This is a genomic window from Hyalangium sp. (assembly GCF_035629615.1).
Taxonomy (GTDB): Bacteria; Myxococcota; Myxococcia; order Myxococcales; family Myxococcaceae; genus Hyalangium.
Genome location: NZ_DASPHO010000505.1, coordinates 1 through 16,333, shown reverse-complemented (window position 1 = coordinate 16,333; position 16,333 = coordinate 1). Strand labels below are relative to the sequence as shown.

Here is a 16,333-nt window from a genome sequence, read left to right as displayed (position 1 = left end):
ATCGGGCGCAACTGCTCGGGGCTGGTGGACGGGGGCGTGCCGGGGGACGGAGGCGCGCAGCCACCGGGCCCTACGCCGAACGGCTATGACGTGCAGCGCGCGTGTGGATCGCTGACGGACGAGTTCATTCCTGGCACGACGAACTGCACGTGCACGAGGGCGTGTCGGGCCGTGTACACGGTGGAAGGGGTCCGGGTGGACTGATGAAGAAGGCCGTGGTGTTGCTCTCGGGAGGGCTGGACTCCACGACGTGCCTGGCGATGGCCCAGGCGGCGGGTTTCGAGCCGGTGTGCCTGGGCGTTGCTTACGGGCAGCGCCACGCGGTGGAACTGGAGCGGGCGCGCAAGGTGGCGAGGGTTATGGGGGTGAAGGACTTCCGCATCGTCCCGATCGATCTCCGGAACGTGGGCGGCTCGGCCCTGACCGCGGACATCCTGGTGCCGAAGGATCGGCCCGAGGAGGAGATGTCGCACGGCATTCCGGTGACGTACGTGCCGGCGCGCAACACGCTCTTCCTGGCGCTGGCGCTGGGGCTGGCCGAAGTAGTCGGGGCGCAGGACCTCTACATCGGGGTGAACGCGGTGGACTACAGCGGCTACCCGGACTGCCGGCCGGAGTTCATCCGCGCCTTCGAGACACTGGCGAACCTGGCGACGAAGGCGGGGGTGGAGGGGGCGCACTTCCACATCCACGCGCCGCTGTCGGGGATGACGAAGGCGGACATCATCCGCGAGGGGACGCGCCTGGGGGTGGACTACGGGCTGACACACTCCTGCTACGACCCGGACGAGCAGGGCCGCGCCTGCGGGCGCTGCGACAGCTGCCTGTTGAGGAAGAAGGGATTCCAGGAGGCGGGAGTCCCGGATCCCACGCAGTACACGACGGAGGGGGAGTGATGCTGCCTGCGGCGAAGTTGGCGCTGACCTTGTTGCTCTCGGCGGGCGAGTCGCCCGTGGTGGATGCCACGGAGCTGATTCCGGATCTCGTGGTGGACATGCGCTACGCGACGGATGACAACTTCCTGAAGCGGCGGGTGTACCCGGAGGACGCGCGCTGCATGCTGCTGAAGGACGCGGCGCAGCGGCTGAAGCAGGCGGCGGACACGCTTCGGCCGAAGGGCTACCGGGTGAAGGTGTACGACTGCTACCGGCCGCGGGCGGTGCAGTACGAGATGTGGAAGATCATGCCGGAGCCGGGGTACGTGGCGAATCCGAAGTTCGGCTCGAACCACAACCGGGGCGCGGCGGTGGATCTGACGCTGGTGACGTTGGAGGGGGCGGAGGTGGAGATGCCGACGAAGTTCGACGACTTCAGTCCCTCGGCGCACCACGGGTACAAGGGCGGCACGGCGGACTCACGCAAGCACCGGGAGATGCTCCGAGCGGCCATGGAGGGCGCGGGCTTCAAGCGCAACAAGATGGAGTGGTGGCACTATGACTTGCCGGGAGCGAAGAAGATGCCCGTGCTGGACGTGCCCTTCACCAAGCCGAAGGAGCCTGCTCAGTCTCCCACCCCATGAAAAAGCCCCAGGCTCGAGAGAACCCGGGGCCCTGCTCTTCATGGAATCACACCTGCCGCGCTACTGCGCGGAGGGCGGGTTGCTCGAGTCGCTCCCGCCGATGAAGCCCATGTAGCCCAGCTTGTTGGGCGAGCACAGGCCCGGCGAAGTCACCTTGTTGGGCGTGGAGTTGTCCATCAGCGCCTTCGCCACGTCGTTGGGCGAGGCGTTCGGGTTGGCACCCAGGTAGAGCGCCGCCATGCCTGCCACGTGCGGCGTCGCCATGGACGTGCCGCTGATCGTCTTGTTGTCCGCGTCGCTGGTGTGCCACGACGAGGTGATGTTGTGCCCCGGCGCGAAGATGTCCACGCACCCGCCAAAGTTGGAGAACGAGGCGCGCGCGTCCGTGTTCGTCGTCGCGCCCACGGTGATGCCCTCCTCCGTGCGCGACGGAGAGGTGTTGCACGCATCCTTGTTGTCGTTGCCCGCCGCCAGCGCATACACCACGCCCGAGGCCACGGACCGGCGGACCGCGTCATCCAGCGCACGATCCGCGCCGCCGCCCAGGCTCATGTTCGCCACCGCCGGCAGCTGCTTGTTGCTCGTCACCCAGTCGATGCCCGCAACCACGCCCGCCGTCGAGCCCGAGCCCGAGCAGCTCAGCACACGCACCGCATGCAGCACCACGTTCTTGGCCACGCCGAAGGTGCTGCCACCCACAGTACCCGCCACGTGCGTGCCGTGGCCGTTGCAGTCGTTGCCCTTCTGCCCATCGCCAATGGCGTCGTAGCCCACGTCCGCGCGCCCGCCGAACTCGCTGTGCGAGGTGCGGATGCCCGTGTCGATGATGTACGCGTGCACACCCTTGCCCTGAGCCGAGTAGTTGTACTTCGTGTCCAGCGGCAGGTCGCGCTGGTCGCTCCGGTCCAGGCCCCAGGTGGCGTTCGACTGCGCGTCGAAGGCCGTCAACACCTGGTTCTCCTGCACGTACGCCACCTCTGCGTCACCGGACATGGACTTCGCCTGCTCCTCGCTCATCCGGCTGGCGAAGCCTCGCAGCGCGTACTCGTACGTGGTGAACGCCGCGCCGCCGTACTTCGTAGAGAGCTGCTGCGCCAGGGGCTGCACCGGCTGCGGCGTCACGCCAGGGGCCGGATCCTTCAGGACGACGACGTACTCGCCGGAGATCGGCTTGTCGACCTTGACGAACTTCTCCTGCGCCGCCTGCGCCGCCGTCAGCGTCACGCCGCCGGGGCACGGCTTCGGATCCCCCCCGTCCGGCGGAGGAGTCTTCGGGCACGCCACCAGCAGGGACACAGCCAGGCCCGACACAGCCATCTTCGCTACGTTGGAAAGACGCATCAATCACCTCGATTTGTTTCGATTTTCCGGTTTTCCAGTCTAGGGGATGTGCCTGACATCTCCTGGACGGCGGGGATCTTTCAAGGAGAGGGGGGTTCAGCACTGAACGCAAGGAAATGGCTTAAGTAGAGGCCCATGGCCGCCCTCCACGAGAGTGCCGCACGCCGGGGAGACGAGGTTCGCTGCCCGGCCTGCCTCCGCTTCAAGCCCCACAGCAGCCCATGCCCCTCATGCGGCTGTGGCGAGATTCCCCTCGAGCTCCATGGCGTCGCGCGCATGCTGCTCCACGCCGGCGTGGATCGCTTCGAGCTGCGGCGACGGGTGCTCGCACTGGAGTCCCGGCAGCTGGAGCTTCTGGAGCGTCAGTACGCCGCGCAGTGGGAGCGGGCCTGGCCGCTGCTCGGGGACGTACGCCGCTGCCAGGCGTACCTGCTCCAGCAGGGCTTCGTCGAGGACATGGAGGATCTGCTGGCTGCGCTGATCCCCACGGATCCGGCCCTGCTGGACCGGGAGGTGGGGCCTCCAGAGCGCCCCGAGACGCTGGAGGCGCTCTTCAAGCAGGGCTCCTCCTGGGAGGTACGGCGGCTGGCAGCGCTCGCGTTGCTGCACCAGGGAGAGGCCTCCCCGAACATCGTCTCCCCGGCGCGCTCAGCCCTGTTCGACGACAGCGAGCGGCTCAGTGTGGAGGCGATGATCGCTCTGACGCGCTGGCGGGTGTGGCGGTGGGTCCGCCTGGGCGAGGAGGGGTGGAAGCGGGTGCGGGAGCTCGCTCGGAAGGCCCTGGGCCATCCGGAGCTGGCAGCCCGTGCCGCCGTCGCGTGGGTGCGGGCCTCTGGCGAGGAGGCTCCCGAGGTGGATGTGCTCTTTGCCCTGCGCCAGGGGCTTGACCACCCCGACCCCGATGTGCGCTTCGAGTGCGCCCTGTGCCTCCAGGACGAGGCAGGGCTCCTCGCCGCGCTCGACTCGACCGAGCCCGAGCAGATCTCCGAGGCGCGTCGGGCGTTGACGTCCCTGGGCTCGTCGCAGCTCTTCGAGCGCCTGGCCAGCGAGGGGGGCTCGGACTTTGCGCGCGACGTGGTCAGGAAGCTTCCTCATGCGGTGCCTCCCGAGGCGCTGGAGGCGCTTCTCTCCGCCTCGGAGCGGGGACCCCACCGGCTCATGGAGGCGCTCCTCTCGTTGATCGAAGGTCGCCCCTTCGCGGAGTGGACCGAGGAGGCCCGGGCGCGCTGGAGCAGCTGGGCCCGAGCCGTGCTCCGAGAGGTGCCAGGGGAAGAAGCCCTGCGCATCCTCCGCTGGGTGGGAGAGCCGCCGGTGGCCCGGGGCACGGCGCGGCTCTTCGTGGAGGCTGCGGCCGAGGCGCTCGCGAGGGAGCCGGCGGACGTGCGGGCGCGCAGCCTGGAAGACGTGTACTTCTCACGCTTCCTCGCGCTCGCGGGCTCCTCGGAGGAGCCGTTGCTGAACCAGTGGGCTCGGGAGCCGGAGTGCGGCGCGCCGCTCGCACAGGCGCTCATGACGCTCACCTCACGCATCCAGGACTGGCAGGAGCCACCAGGGCAGGCGGCACGTCTGATGATGGCGGTGTGGAAGGGGCCGGGCCGGCCGGCGCTGCTGGAGCCGCTGAAGAAGGCGGTGCGTGAATGGAGCGGCATTGTCGGACGGGAGGAGCTCATCGACGCGGTCTGGCAGCGCTTCCAGGGGCACCCAGACGAGCGCGCGGACCTGCTCTTTGTCTTCGCCCCATGGAGGCAGGAGCTGTGGGAGCGGCAGCTCGCGGCGCCGGAGGATGCTGTCGAGCGCTTCCAGCGCTGGTGGCAGGTGGATCCGGAAGGGTTCGCACGCCAGGCGGACCTCTTGATGCGGGATGCTCCCGTGGAGGATCTGCCGCGGCGCGCGCGGTACGTGTTTGCCGCGGCGGACGACGTGGTGGCACTCAAGCCTCGCACCGCCTCTCTGGCCGTGTTCTATGCCGCGGCGGCGCTGGCCAATGTCTTCCGGGAGGGCGTGGACGCGCTCACGCCGGAGGTCGAGCGGTTCCTGGAGTGGTTCCCAGGTTTCGAGCAGCGCATCCAGACGACGCCCGCTGAAGACGACGACCGCGCCCCCCAGCGGATCTTCCTGGAGGAGCTCCACACCGAGGTCCGCTTGATGCGCGAGCGCCTCGACAGGCTGCGCGAGGACGAGGACCGGAAGTGGCAGCAGGAGCTGCGGCGGCGGGTGGAGGAGTCGCGGCGCCGGGATCTGGAGCGCCAGGCGCGAGCCGCTGAGCGCGAGGCGGAGGAGGCTCGGCGTGCGGCGGAAGCGCTCGAGCGCGAGGCGGAGGAGGCTCGGCGTGGGGTGGAAGTTCAGCGGATGGAGCAGGCCATGCACTTCGCCGGGCGGGTCGGGCCGGCGCTGGGGCCGGAGGCGCTCCCGAGGGCGTTGCACCCGCGCATCGCGCTCAAGCCGATCGACAGGGAGGTCCTCTTCCCCGGCCAGGCACTCCCCACGCTGCTGGACTACGTACGCCTGCTGAAGGACATGGGCCGGGGCGATCCGTTGAAGGCCATGGCCTCGGCGGGGGTCGACATGGCCACGTGGGCCGCCGTGGCGAACGCGTGGGGACAGGCCCTGGTGGGGCGCCTGGAGCTGGGCCTGCGCTTCGGGGAGCTGCTGGCCGCACCCTGGGAGTGAGCGACGGGCCTCATGGCGCGGGGACCTCGATGTCCCCCACCTCGTTGGCCTGTGCCGGCAAGAGCTTCACACGGTGCCACGTCACGGAAGAGCGGCGTGTGACCTTGAAGAGGAACTCCCCCGGGGTACCCACGTGGCTGGCGAACCTTCCATCCTTCCCAGTGCTCTGGTGAAGCACCCAGGCCCCCTCCACAGGCTGGCGCGTGGCTGCATCGAGGATCCGGCCCGTCACGGGGACGGGCGGGTACACGGGGAGCTCCAGGACCCTGCGCTCCTCGGGGTGCAGCTCGAGGTGGATCCCCGCCTTCATGTCATCCCCCGTGACCGAGAGCTGAGTGGGGCCTGGCGGGAGCCCATGCGCCTCGAAGCGGTCTCCCATGAACTTGTAGGTCTTCCAGGGAGGGGGCGAGTCCCCGGAGCGGATCGTCAGGAGGACGCTCCTCACGGGAACCCCGTGCGGGTGGAGGACTCGACCCTGGAGGGAGGCCTGGGAGTGCGGCAGCTGGCACCCGGTGTCGTCGCGAGGCTCGCAGGTCCACACCACGGACGTGTGCTCGCCCGCGGCCAGCGTGAGGGGAGCGGGCTGGAGCTGGCCACCTCCCGGGAGGGAGACCTTGAGGACGTAGGTTCCCGCTGCCAGGGAGGAGAGGGAGAAGGCGCCGCTCCCGTCCGTCCCCGCGAACGCACGGCTGCGGACGGCGCCGACGGCTCCCTGTGTCGGCTGGCGCCAGGCGTCGACTCGCGCTCCCAACACCGGGGAGCCGTCCTTTCGGACCACCTTTCCAGAGATCCGAGCGCCCACGCCGAGCTGCAGGCGCAGCCCCTCGACACGCTTTCCTTCCTCCACCGTCACTCTCTCCAGCGCTCCGGCTTCCTCGCCGGCCTTCGAGGACACGGCATAGGTGCCTGAAGGCAGATCGACGGAGAAGCGCCCCTCGCTGTCCGTGAGGACGGTCGCGCTGTGCCGCAGGCTGGTGGCGAAGAGCTCTGCGCTGACGGCGGGCTGGCCCTCCCCGCGGAGCACCACGCCTTCGACCTGACCGCTCCGGGCCAGCTCGAGGAAGAGGGGCTCGGTGGAGATCCAGGCCTCGGGCAGCACCGCGCTGGCGTAGCCGGGCGCGCGCGCCTCGACGCGATAGGTGCCCGGGGCCAGGTTCGAGAACTGGAACGCGCCGGTCTCGCTGGAGATGGCCACGAGGAGCTCCTCCTCTGGAGCATCCGGGTAGCCCGCCGGGCCAGACGTGGAGGCAGGAGGCGTGAGGAGGATCTCCGCGAGCGACACGGGCGCGCCCGTCCCCCGCTCCAGGGTCAAGCCTCGCCTGATCCCGCTCGTCTTCAGCAGGGGCAACCACACGCGGGTCCGCGCCGGGCCTGGTGGCTGCACCACGGTCGCATAGCCTGGTGCGAGCCCTTGCACGCGGGCCGTCACGTAGTAGCTCCCCGGCGCCACCGCTTGGCTCCACCGTCCATCTGCTCCCGTGGTGCCTCCGGGCACGCTGATCCAGCGTGAGGGGAAGGACTGGAGCTCCGCAGGCTCGCGCACATACAGCTGCACCTGCGCGCCTGGAAGCGGCGCGTTGCCGGAGAAGACCTCCACCTCCAACGTACCCTCCGGGCTCGGTTGCTTGTGGGGCTCGGGAGCGAGCGCGGGGATCGTCTCTCCGGATCCGGGTGGCAGCTTGGGCAGGGAGGGCTTCGGGGAGCGAGCAGGAGGCTCGGCCGCGCGCGAGCGGGTACTGGCCCTCGCGCCTTGCTCATGGGAGGGACTGCTCCGCAGGAACCCGAGGATCAGTGCGAGCAGGGTCACCAGGACCGCTCCGACGACGGCAATCGCCCGGGTCGCTCTCCACCTGCCCATGACACCGATTCTACCCGGAGGGAGTGGGCAGCGCGTGTCCCGGGCGGTGTACGATGCCAGGGCCATGTTGATCCCCCGCGCGATGAACCTCTGGGCTGTGTGCTGTCTCGGGCTGGCCTTGGTGCTCTTGTTGCCCTGGGAGGCTTCTGCCCAGCGCCGGAGACGGGCCATGGCGGACTCAGAGGATCCGATCTGCTACCGGAGCCCTTACGGCATCTGCCAGAAGTGGCGCGTCGGGCTGGTCGGCGCCGGCATCCTCTCGCCGGAGGGAGCGTCGACGGCGGTCGGATTCAAGCTGGGGTACGGGGTGGTGCTCGGGCCTCGGCTGGAGCTGGGTGGAACCGCGCTCTTCGTGAAGGACGTCCGCGTGGACGAGGGGCCGTATCTCGGCACGGTGGAGGGAGTCCTCCGGATCGCCACCATTGCCGGGCCCAACCACCGGCTCTTCCTGGAACTGGGGATGGGCGGCTCGCGGTACGAGAGCCCCGAGATCGCCTACTGGGCCTTCCCCAGCGCCAGCGCGGGCGCCACCTTCGAACTGTCAGGCCCGGGGCTGGGCCTCTTCGTCACGACGGGGCTCTCGCTCATGTGGGCGCAGGGGCTGGCCGCGCTGCCGCATGCCGGCGTGGGCCTGGTGTTCTGATGCGCTCCCCTGTCATTTCAAGGGCTTGGGAGCGAACGCCTCAGGCGCGGAGCGCATTACAGCCACACTGAAGGTCAAAATGCTGAAACGTCGGAGGATGGAAGCAACTGTAGGTGTGTCGCGCCGATAACTGAAATGTGAACTCCGTCAGCCTCCAGCGTCCCGTCTCCCGCCCCCTCACCGCCCCTGCCGTGAGGGAGGCCGCTCGTTCCACCCTTCCCGCTGCCACCCCGGCCCGCGCCTCCGAGCGCTCGAGCTTCTCGTCGAGCCCGGCCCGCGTGGATCCTTCCGCGCTGACGCGGCTCGGCTCGAGCTTCGCGCCCGCGGCGGTGAAGGCCCCGCGTGCGGCGGAGACGGAGAAGACGGTCCGCACGGGCGCCACGCCGAACCTGGCCATCGCGGACAACTCGAAGGTGGAGTCCACCCTTCGCGTGGACGACGCGCTGACGCTCAAGGGCGGCCAGGTGTCCGTGGACATTCCCCACAGCTACCGGGGCGACCTGCTCGTCACGCTCACGAGCCCCTCGGGCAAGAGCCACACGCTGTCCAACCGCGAGGGCGGCTCGGCGGATGATCTCAAGGCGACGTTCGACCTGAGCGCCTTCGCGGGCGAGCCCACGCAGGGGGACTGGAAGCTGACCGTCCAGGACACGGCGAAGCAGGACGTGGGCACGCTGAAGGAGTGGAACCTCGAGCTGACGGGGACGGCCAAGGGCGAGGAGCCGCCTCCGCCTCCGCCGCCGGATGATCCCTTCCAGGGGATGCGGGACCAGGCGCTGCTGAAGGCCATCCAGAACGCGTCGGCTGGCAAGCACGTGGTCAGCTACAACGAGGCCCGGAAGCAGATCTTCAGCAACGTGGACGTGAACAACGGCAAGGTGCGGGACGTGTACACGCACCGGGAGATCAACGGCGGGAAGATCCCCAACAGCTCGGACGTGAACGTGGAGCACACCTGGCCGCAGTCGAAGGGCGCCACGGGCGTGGCCAAGAGCGACCTGCACCACCTGTTCCCCACGGACAGCAAGGCGAACAGCACGCGCGGCAGCTTCCCGTTCGGCAAGGTGGAGAAGGTGCAGTGGAGCAACCCGAGCGGCGCGAAGTTCGGCCTGGACGCGCAGGGCCGCAAGGTGTTCGAGCCGCCCGATGAGCACAAGGGCAACGTGGCGCGCGCGATGTTCTACTTCTCTGCGGAGTACAACAAGCGCATCTCCCCCGAGGAGGAGTCCGTGCTGCGCGACTGGAACAAGCTGGACGGGGTGGACTCGGCCGAGATCGAGCGCAACCGCCGCGTCGCCGCCATCCAGGGCAACTCCAACCAGTTCGTCCTCCACTCGAACCTGGCGGACCGCATCCAGGACTTCTGAGCCAGGGACTTCCGAGCGCCAGCCGGTTGAGCGCTCCTCCTCAGGGAGGAGGCGAGGGCGCGTCGCGCATGTAGCTCTGCGGATCGGTGGGTTCAATCCCGGGCCACTGCGACTCGGCATGCCGCACGCGCAGCGTGTTCAGCGCCTCCTCGGCGGCCATGCGTACCGCGGGGGTGCTGCCGTTGATCTGAATCTCCTGGATCGCCTCGAAGTGCCGGGGCTCCGCGTGCTGCGCGAGCCACCGCAGAGCCTCGAGGCGATCCTCTTCCTTGAGCCCTCGCCGGGAGAGCTCGAGCATCTCGTCCACCTTGGCGATAGCGAGAGTCTCGGCGGTGGCGGGAGGACGCTCCGCAGAGCCAGGAGCCACGGGCTGGACCGAGGCACTGGAGGAGGGTGGAGGCGCTGCTCCTCGAGGCTCGCGAGGGTTCGTGGGTGCCCGCGGGGGAGTGGCCGCGGGCCGCAGCTCACCGGCCTGAGGCGTGGCGGAACGGGAGGCAGCGCCCGGCTCGCCGCCTGAAGAGGGGCCTGAGTCCTCTGTGGGGACGGAGCGGACGAGCATGGCGATCCCGAGCAGGGCAAGTGCCCCGACGCCGCCCACCGCCGCGATGATGCCTGGTGCTCTCACGTGCTTCTCCCACGGCTTGCCGCTTGCCGCAGGCAGACGATAACTTCCCAGCCCCTCCCTCGTAACCCACTCCACTCCATGAAGCCTTCTACCCGTAGTCTTCGCCGCCTGCTTCAGGCGGTGTCCCTCCTCTCGCTGGCCGGCGGATCGGCTGGAGCGCAGACTCCGGCCAGCGCGCCCGCGAAGGAGGCTCCTCCGGCGGCCCCCTACGACGCGCGGGTCATCAGCCAGACCCAGCTATTCCGCAAGGTGAAGCCGGAGACGGAGGACATCCGGCTCATCACTCCGGGGCACATCGTCTCCGTGTCCCGGCTGGACAAGGAGCATACGTGGAAGGGAGAGACCGCACCCATGGCCGCGGTGCACCCCTACGCGCAGAGCACCTACTACATGCTGTCCTCCCACCTCCGGCCCGTGAGCCCGGGGGAGGTGGTGTCCGACGCGGATGCCGCGGCGGTGCTCTTCCAGAAAGTCCCGGACGCGAGCCGGACCTGGTGCCAGCGCTTCACCGGGCGGTTGTCGCTGCCGGCCTCGGCGGGGGCGGGCAAGGCCGAGGCGCTCGTCTACTCCGCGGCCAATGACACCGCGTGTGCCGGCTACCTGGCCCTGGTGTCGGGTACGGGCAAGGCCGCCAAGGCGCGTGCGCTGCCCCGGCGAGGAGCGATCCAGTCCGTCACCGTGCATGAGGTGCCTGGCGGTGGGCCGCCGCTGCTGGATGTGTTGGAGGCCCTGAGCGGGCCCGGGCTCAGTGGCTCACGTCGCACGCTGCTGAGCCTGGAGCGCGGCGCGGCGCGGGAGCTGCTGACGGTGGACCTGGAGAACAACCGCCTGGAGAAGGACACCCGCCAGAGTGTCAACAGCACGATGGCGCTGAACCCTTCGAGCAATGGGTTCGACATCGAGGTTCGCCGGACAGAGCTCCGGGTCGTCCTGGCCACGGGGGCCGAGACGAAGGGCGCCGAGAGCGTGAAGCGCTACCGCTACGCGGGTGGCAAGCTCACGGCGCTGCCCGTCACCGCGCCCAAGCCGTGAAAGAAGAAGGCCGGCACCCCAGGTCTCGGGCCGCCGGCCTTCTTGCTCTTTCACTTCTCCGACTACGGACTCTACCGCTCGAGGGGCCGGCTCAGGCACGGCCCCCCGGGCGCTGCCCTCACTGGCAGATGTCGCGATCGTTCAGCGGGTTGATGTGGCCCTCGGCGTAGCCCGTCAGCGACTTGGCGTAGATGCCACCATCCCAGCTGCCGTCGTTGAAGGTGATGTGCGCGTACGGCGCCAGCACCGTGCCCCAGAAGCCGAAGCCGTGGGCGTTGATGGCGGTGGCGTCCACGAAGTTGAAGAGCACCCCGTGCTGGTCGATGCCGCCGCTGAAGTGGATGCCGAAGCCGTTGAAGGTGGGCGGGTTGCCGCGCACGTTCACCACCGCGAAGGAGCCGGCCGGCGCGTTGATGGACCACAGCTTGGCGCCGTTGAGGTCGCTGGCGTTCACGTCGAAGACGTTCACGTTCGCGCTCGTGCCCACCAGCATGACGCCACCCCAGCCCTCGCGGGTCGTGGTGCCGTTGACGGGCAGCGCGGCCAGCTGAGTGGACTGGGCGCGCAGCTCGGTGAACCGCGCCGCGAAGTTGATCGGCGTGCCCTGCTCCACGGTGCCCCGGGTAGACGTCACCGAGGGATCCGCTGTGTAGGTGCCACCGTACCGGGCGTCTCCCCAGATCTGGCCGCGGGTGAGCGTCAGGTTGCCACCGGCCACCAGGGTGTTGGAGATGTTGGTGTCCGGCAGGCCCGAGCCCACCGCGAAGTCCTCCATGGAGATGTTGCCGCCCGCGGCCACCTTGCCCACCACGTCGTGGCCACCGGTGTAGTCCTGCTCCAGGAACAGGTTGTAGTCGCTCAGGCGGACCTCGATGCACTGGCGCGTGTAGACGACCGACAGATCGCTCAGCACCGGAGAGATCTCTCCGGTCTGGAGGAGCAGCGTGGCGATGATCTCGATGTAGCGGCCGGTGAGGCCCGACACGGGCTGGCCGTTGGTGACCGGGATGAAGGGCGCGTTGGCCAGCGCGGCCAGGGAGTCGGCGGCGCGCGCCACCGCGGTGATGCTGGTGCCGGCCGGCACGCGGCCCTGCGGCTCGCGGTTCCAGGTGACAGGACCCCAGATGGCGCCGTTCTGGCCCGCGTCATGCTGGACGGTCCAGTCGCCCTGGCGCACCGTGAAGTTGCGCTGCTGGAAGCCCGTCATGTCCGAGTACGAGTAGGCCTGGCCGCTCGTGGGGAAGGACTGGGAGGTGTTGGTGAGCGGATCGAAGCGGGTGGCCGTGTCGCTGGTGAGGTTGGCCGTCCAGATCTTCCCGTCCCCATCCACCGCGGCGCCCACGGGGCCCGCGCTGACCGGCCAGCTCCCCAGGTACGTGCCCGCCGAGTTGAAGCGCAGCAGCCGGTTGTTGGACCAGCACGACGTCCACACGTCTCCGTTGCTGTCCACCGCCACACCGCGCGTGTAGCCACCGCACCCGCCCTGGAAGCCGCCGACCACATCCACCCGGTTGGCGGCAAAGTCCGCGCGCACCAGGTTCCCGAGCCGGGTGGTCCAGTTGCCCAGCCACACGATGCCGTTGCGATCCACGGCAAGGCCATACGTCTCCACAGGCGTGCTCAGCCGCGCCACCACCTCCTGGCCAGCGGGGGCGTTCGGGTTGATCTTCAAGAGGATCCGGCCCTCCATGCCCGAGGTGTAGATGAAGCCGCCGGGCCCGATGGCGATGCCGTAGATGTTGGGCAGGCCCGTCACCTGGGTCCGCGGGTTGATCGTCTGCATCAGCGCGCCCGTGGTGCCGTTCAGCTTGTAGAGCTTCGAGCTGTAGCCGCCCACCCAGATGTTCTGATCGCCATCCACCGCTGCGGAGCGGCCCAGGTCGGCAGGCACTCCGAAGCTCTTCGTCCAGAGGATGCACTCATCCGCCTGGCCCTTGAACTCGGCCGCGTTGTTGATGTCGATGAGGCCGTTGTTGTTGGCGTCCCGCGAGGTGTCGATGACGCCGTTGCCGTTGCGATCCACGCAGGCCGACAGCGAGCCGGCGTACTTGGTGGCGGAGGCCGTGTCGCCGGCGCAGACCGCGCGGTTGGTGACGTAGGCGTTGCCGGTGCCATCCACCGCCGTGCGAGACGGCGAGTTGCAGTGCCCGCGCGGCGGCCTCACCACTGGATTCGAGCCGTCCCAGTTCTGCACCAGGACGGAGTCATACTTGGCCACCTGCTTGCCCGTCCGGGTGTCGATCTTCGTCACCGTGCCAATGTCGACGTTGGCGACCCAGATGTACGGCTCCGTGCTCGAGGAGGTGTTCAGCTGGAGCTGGTGGTTGTTGGGCGCGTCGTGGTTGACGCTGTCCAGGATGCCCGTGTCGAACTCACCGTCCAGAGTCCAGGTCTTCTCGGTGGCCAATCCAGGGACAGCCCAGAGAAGGCTGATTAGGGCGAAAGCTCCGACTTGCTTGTTCATGGTGAAAGTACTCCCCCTCGTGCTCGTGGCGATCAGTGGGTCGCTCAGGTAAGAACCGGAAAGGCTCCCACCACGGTGAAGAAGTTCTACCACCTTTTCGCAGTCCAGGTGGAAAAAAACAAATTCAGAGGAATCCACTAGGAGTGGTAGTGTGCAGATGTAGGCCCCGCAATCCATGAGGGCAAGGTGCGCCACGTGGGGGTGTCCCACTTCACCCCCGCGCAGCTCGAGGCCCTGGCCAGCCGGCTGAGCCAGCCGCTGGTGACACACCCGGTGGAGCTGCACCCGCTCCGGCTGGAGCCCTTCCTGGATGGGACGTTCGATCAGTGCGTGCAGTGAGGGCACGAGCGGGAGCGCACACGGCAAGTGCGGAAGGTTCGGGGCTTGGGGCTCGATCTATGCTCGGACTCGCATGAGCCCTTTCAATGATGACCTCTCGGGCCGGCCGACGGCGAAGGTGCCCGAGCGGGGCGAGCGCATCCGCCCGGGAGAGCCCTTCCTGCGCATCTTTGGAGAGGGACTCTCCATCGTGTACCCACTGCCCCGGAGCGGCTCGCTCACCATCGGCCGGGGCAAGACGGCCGATCTGCGCATCGATGACGCCTCCATCTCCCGGCAGCACGCGACGCTGCACGTGGGCCCTGCGGTGGAGCTGGAGGACCTGGAGAGCGCCAACGGGACGTGGGTGGGCCATGTCCGGCTCGTGCCTCGTCAGCGGATGGCGGTGCATCCGGGGGACGTGATCGAGCTGGGGACGGTGATGATCGTCATCCAGCCAGGGGACTCGGCCTCCGCGCCGCGCCGGGTGCTGCCGGATGCACCGGCCTGGACTCGCCAGGAGGAGGAGTCCTCTCCGCCCAAGGGAAGCCGGGCCTCGGTGGTGGTGGCGGATCCGGCGATGCAGCAGCTCTACCGGCTCGTGGATCGGGTGGCCGCGAGCGACATCAGCGTGCTGCTGCTGGGGGAGACGGGCTCGGGCAAGGAGGTGATGGCCGAGGCCATCCACACACGCTCGCCGCGCGCGAGCAAGCCGCTGCTGCGCCTGAACTGCGCCGCGCTCTCCGAGTCGCTGCTGGAGAGCGAGCTGTTCGGCCATGAGAAGGGGGCCTTCACCGGCGCGGACAAGAGCAAGCCCGGCCTGCTGGAGACGGCCGAGGGGGGCACGGTGTTCCTCGACGAGATCGGTGAGATGCCTGCCACGCTCCAGGCCAAGTTGCTGCGCGTGCTGGAGGAGCGCATGGTCACCCGGGTGGGCGGTCTGCGTCCCAAGCCCATCGACGTGCGCTTCCTCTCCGCCACCCACCGAGATCTCGGCTCCGAGTCCTCACGCGGCCGGTTCCGCCAGGATCTCTTCTTCCGGCTCAACGGCATCTCCCTGGTCATCCCTCCGCTAAGGGAGCGGCCTGGGGAGATCGAAGCGCTCGCGCGGGCCTTCCTCGCCGCGGGCCTCGCGGCCGGTGCACCCGAGCCCACGCTGAGCCCGGCGGCGATCGCCGAGCTGAAGGCGCACCCGTGGCCCGGCAATGTCCGCGAGCTGCGCAACGTCATGGGCCGGGCGCTCGTGCTCTCGGGGGGCAGCACCATTGAGCCGGAGCACCTCAAGCTCGAGCCGCCTCGTCCCACCCAGGCCCCCGCAGGGGTGCCTGCCCCTGCTCCTGCGCCCGCGACGCCGTCCGTCTCCGCTCCTGTGGCCACGCCAGAAGGGGGCCCCCTGTCCGCGGCGATCGACGCGCTGGAGAAGCAGCGCATCCTCGACGCGCTGGAGCGCTGCGCCGGAAACCAGTCGCGGGCGGCGAAGATGCTCGGCATCTCGCGAGGCACCCTGCTGTCCCGGCTCGATGCGTTCGGAATTGCCCGGCCGCGCAAGCCGCAGAGCTGAGCCCGGGCTACCCGGGATCAGCCCTGGTCAGGACGGGCGGGGAGCCGGACCGTGGTCGGATCCGCGAGGGAGGGAGACTCCTCAGGAGGAGGAGCCAGTCCTTCCAAGGTAGGGGAGGAGGCCACCGCCCGTACGGCCTCCGCGAGCAGCCTCGGTCCCTGGGGGTACGGCGCTGCCTCTCCCTGCAACGCGGCGAGCGCCTCGCGAACCTCCTCACCGGTGGCGGGCCGCTGCTCGGGAGACTCTGCCAGCAGGCGCATCACCAGGGCATCCAGCTCGGGCGGCACCTCCGGCCGGAAGAGCGAGGGCGGCTGCTCCACCAGCCGGCCCGTCTTCTCGAACACCTGCTGCGTGTCTCCTCGGACGGCGATGGTGCCCGTGAGGGCCTCATGGAGCGTCAGGCCCAGGCAGAAGAGGTCCGCGCGCCCGTCGAACGGCTGTCCCCGGAGCTGCTCGGGCGCCATGTAGCGCACCTTCCCATAGACGCGGTACTCGTCATGGGTGCGCCCGCTGGACAGGATGTGAGCCACGCCGAAGTCCGCGAGCTTCACCTCGCCGATGCGCGACAGCAGCACGTTGGGCGGATTGAGATCGCGGTGCACCAGCCCCAGCGGCATCCCCTCCGGTCCGACGCGCTTGTGGATGTAGTCCAGCGCGGCCGCCAGCTCCGCGCCGAGGAAGGTGACCGCCGCCAGTGGCAACGGCCTCCCCAGCCCCTTGAGCAGCCGCGCCAGCGAGCAGCCGTCCACGTACTCCATCGCGAGGATGAAGCGGTCCTGGAACTTCCCGCAGTCGAGCACCTGCACGACGTTGGGGTGGGTGAGCATGGCGCACAGGCGCGCCTCTTCCAGGAACATCCGGGTGAAGCGCTCCGTGTCCGACTTCCCGGGGAGCACGCGCTTGACGGCCACCGTCTTGCGGAAGCCGCCCTCGGG

13 protein-coding genes and 1 pseudogene are annotated in these 16,333 nt (G+C 69.3%); 9 read left to right on the top strand and 5 right to left on the bottom strand.

Going from position 1 to position 16,333, the window contains the following annotated elements; translation table 11 throughout:
- The 3 genes and pseudogenes from VD972_RS25830 to ddpX all read left to right on the top strand — a co-directional run.
- Positions 1-204: pseudogene (locus VD972_RS25830) on the top strand (hypothetical protein); the annotation flags it as partial.
- Positions 201-896 (top strand): 7-cyano-7-deazaguanine synthase QueC, encoded by a 696-nt coding sequence (gene queC, locus VD972_RS25825; RefSeq protein ID WP_324991397.1) that lies wholly within the window; start codon positions 201-203, stop codon positions 894-896. The pseudogene VD972_RS25830 and the gene queC, both read left to right, overlap by 4 nt.
- Positions 896-1,519 carry a D-alanyl-D-alanine dipeptidase gene (gene ddpX, locus VD972_RS25820; RefSeq protein ID WP_324991396.1) on the top strand — a complete coding sequence of 208 codons (624 nt, stop codon included), beginning with the start codon at positions 896-898 and terminating at the stop codon, positions 1,517-1,519. Before queC ends, ddpX begins: the two co-directional genes overlap by 1 nt.
- Before the next feature lie 60 nt (positions 1,520-1,579).
- Here the strand turns inward: ddpX and VD972_RS25815 are convergent, their stop codons facing one another.
- Complete coding sequence (locus tag VD972_RS25815; RefSeq protein ID WP_324991395.1) at positions 1,580-2,860, bottom strand: S8 family peptidase; 1,281 nt, start codon at positions 2,858-2,860, stop codon at positions 1,580-1,582.
- Between the two features lie 135 nt (positions 2,861-2,995).
- Between VD972_RS25815 and VD972_RS25810 the strand changes: the two genes are divergently transcribed.
- Positions 2,996-5,530 carry a hypothetical protein gene (locus VD972_RS25810; protein WP_324991394.1) on the top strand — a complete coding sequence of 845 codons (2,535 nt, stop codon included), beginning with the start codon at positions 2,996-2,998 and terminating at the stop codon, positions 5,528-5,530.
- A gap of 10 nt (positions 5,531-5,540) precedes the next feature.
- Here the strand turns inward: VD972_RS25810 and VD972_RS25805 are convergent, their stop codons facing one another.
- Positions 5,541-7,388, bottom strand: a complete 1,848-nt coding sequence (locus tag VD972_RS25805) for a carboxypeptidase-like regulatory domain-containing protein (RefSeq protein WP_324991393.1) — start codon at positions 7,386-7,388, stop codon at positions 5,541-5,543.
- Positions 7,389-7,557: 169 nt separating this feature from the next.
- Between VD972_RS25805 and VD972_RS25800 the strand changes: the two genes are divergently transcribed.
- Positions 7,558-8,031 carry a hypothetical protein gene (locus VD972_RS25800; RefSeq protein WP_324991392.1) on the top strand — a complete coding sequence of 158 codons (474 nt, stop codon included), beginning with the start codon at positions 7,558-7,560 and terminating at the stop codon, positions 8,029-8,031.
- A 137-nt stretch (positions 8,032-8,168) separates the two neighbouring features.
- Positions 8,169-9,398 (top strand): endonuclease, encoded by a 1,230-nt coding sequence (locus VD972_RS25795; protein ID WP_324991391.1) that lies wholly within the window; start codon positions 8,169-8,171, stop codon positions 9,396-9,398.
- A 40-nt stretch (positions 9,399-9,438) separates the two neighbouring features.
- Here the strand turns inward: VD972_RS25795 and VD972_RS25790 are convergent, their stop codons facing one another.
- Positions 9,439-10,023, bottom strand: coding sequence for a hypothetical protein (locus tag VD972_RS25790; RefSeq protein WP_324991389.1), 585 nt, complete (start codon positions 10,021-10,023; stop codon positions 9,439-9,441).
- A gap of 120 nt (positions 10,024-10,143) precedes the next feature.
- On the opposite strand from VD972_RS25790, the gene VD972_RS25785 reads away from it, so the two are divergent.
- Positions 10,144-11,055: a hypothetical protein gene (locus tag VD972_RS25785; protein ID WP_324991387.1), complete on the top strand. Its 912-nt coding sequence runs from the start codon at positions 10,144-10,146 to the stop codon at positions 11,053-11,055.
- 118 nt (positions 11,056-11,173) lie between these two features.
- Here the strand turns inward: VD972_RS25785 and VD972_RS25780 are convergent, their stop codons facing one another.
- Positions 11,174-13,462, bottom strand: a complete 2,289-nt coding sequence (locus VD972_RS25780; protein WP_324991385.1) for a choice-of-anchor A family protein — start codon at positions 13,460-13,462, stop codon at positions 11,174-11,176.
- A 243-nt stretch (positions 13,463-13,705) separates the two neighbouring features.
- Here VD972_RS25780 and VD972_RS25775 point away from each other — a divergent pair, with 243 nt between their 5' ends.
- Both VD972_RS25775 and VD972_RS25770 read left to right on the top strand, forming a co-directional pair.
- On the top strand, positions 13,706-13,858 hold the full coding sequence (locus tag VD972_RS25775) for a hypothetical protein (RefSeq protein ID WP_324991383.1): 153 nt from the start codon (positions 13,706-13,708) through the stop codon (positions 13,856-13,858).
- 73 nt (positions 13,859-13,931) lie between these two features.
- On the top strand, positions 13,932-15,398 hold the full coding sequence (locus tag VD972_RS25770; RefSeq protein WP_324991381.1) for a sigma 54-interacting transcriptional regulator: 1,467 nt from the start codon (positions 13,932-13,934) through the stop codon (positions 15,396-15,398).
- A gap of 17 nt (positions 15,399-15,415) precedes the next feature.
- Here VD972_RS25770 and VD972_RS25765 read toward each other — a convergent pair.
- Positions 15,416-16,333: serine/threonine-protein kinase (locus VD972_RS25765; RefSeq protein WP_324991379.1), on the bottom strand; the 918-nt coding region annotated here is incomplete at its 5' end.

What these genes read in the sequence shown, in the direction of transcription:
- VD972_RS25810 (WP_324991394.1), top strand. Translation starts at nt 2,996, where the DNA reads ATGGCCGCCCTCCACGAGAGTGCCGCACGCCGGGGAGACGAGGTTCGC.
- VD972_RS25805 (WP_324991393.1), bottom strand. Translation starts at nt 7,388, where the DNA reads ATGGGCAGGTGGAGAGCGACCCGGGCGATTGCCGTCGTCGGAGCGGTC.
- VD972_RS25815 (WP_324991395.1), bottom strand. Translation starts at nt 2,860, where the DNA reads ATGCGTCTTTCCAACGTAGCGAAGATGGCTGTGTCGGGCCTGGCTGTG.
- ddpX (WP_324991396.1), top strand. Translation starts at nt 896, where the DNA reads ATGCTGCCTGCGGCGAAGTTGGCGCTGACCTTGTTGCTCTCGGCGGGC.
- VD972_RS25800 (WP_324991392.1), top strand. Translation starts at nt 7,558, where the DNA reads ATGGCGGACTCAGAGGATCCGATCTGCTACCGGAGCCCTTACGGCATC.
- VD972_RS25770 (WP_324991381.1), top strand. Translation starts at nt 13,932, where the DNA reads ATGAGCCCTTTCAATGATGACCTCTCGGGCCGGCCGACGGCGAAGGTG.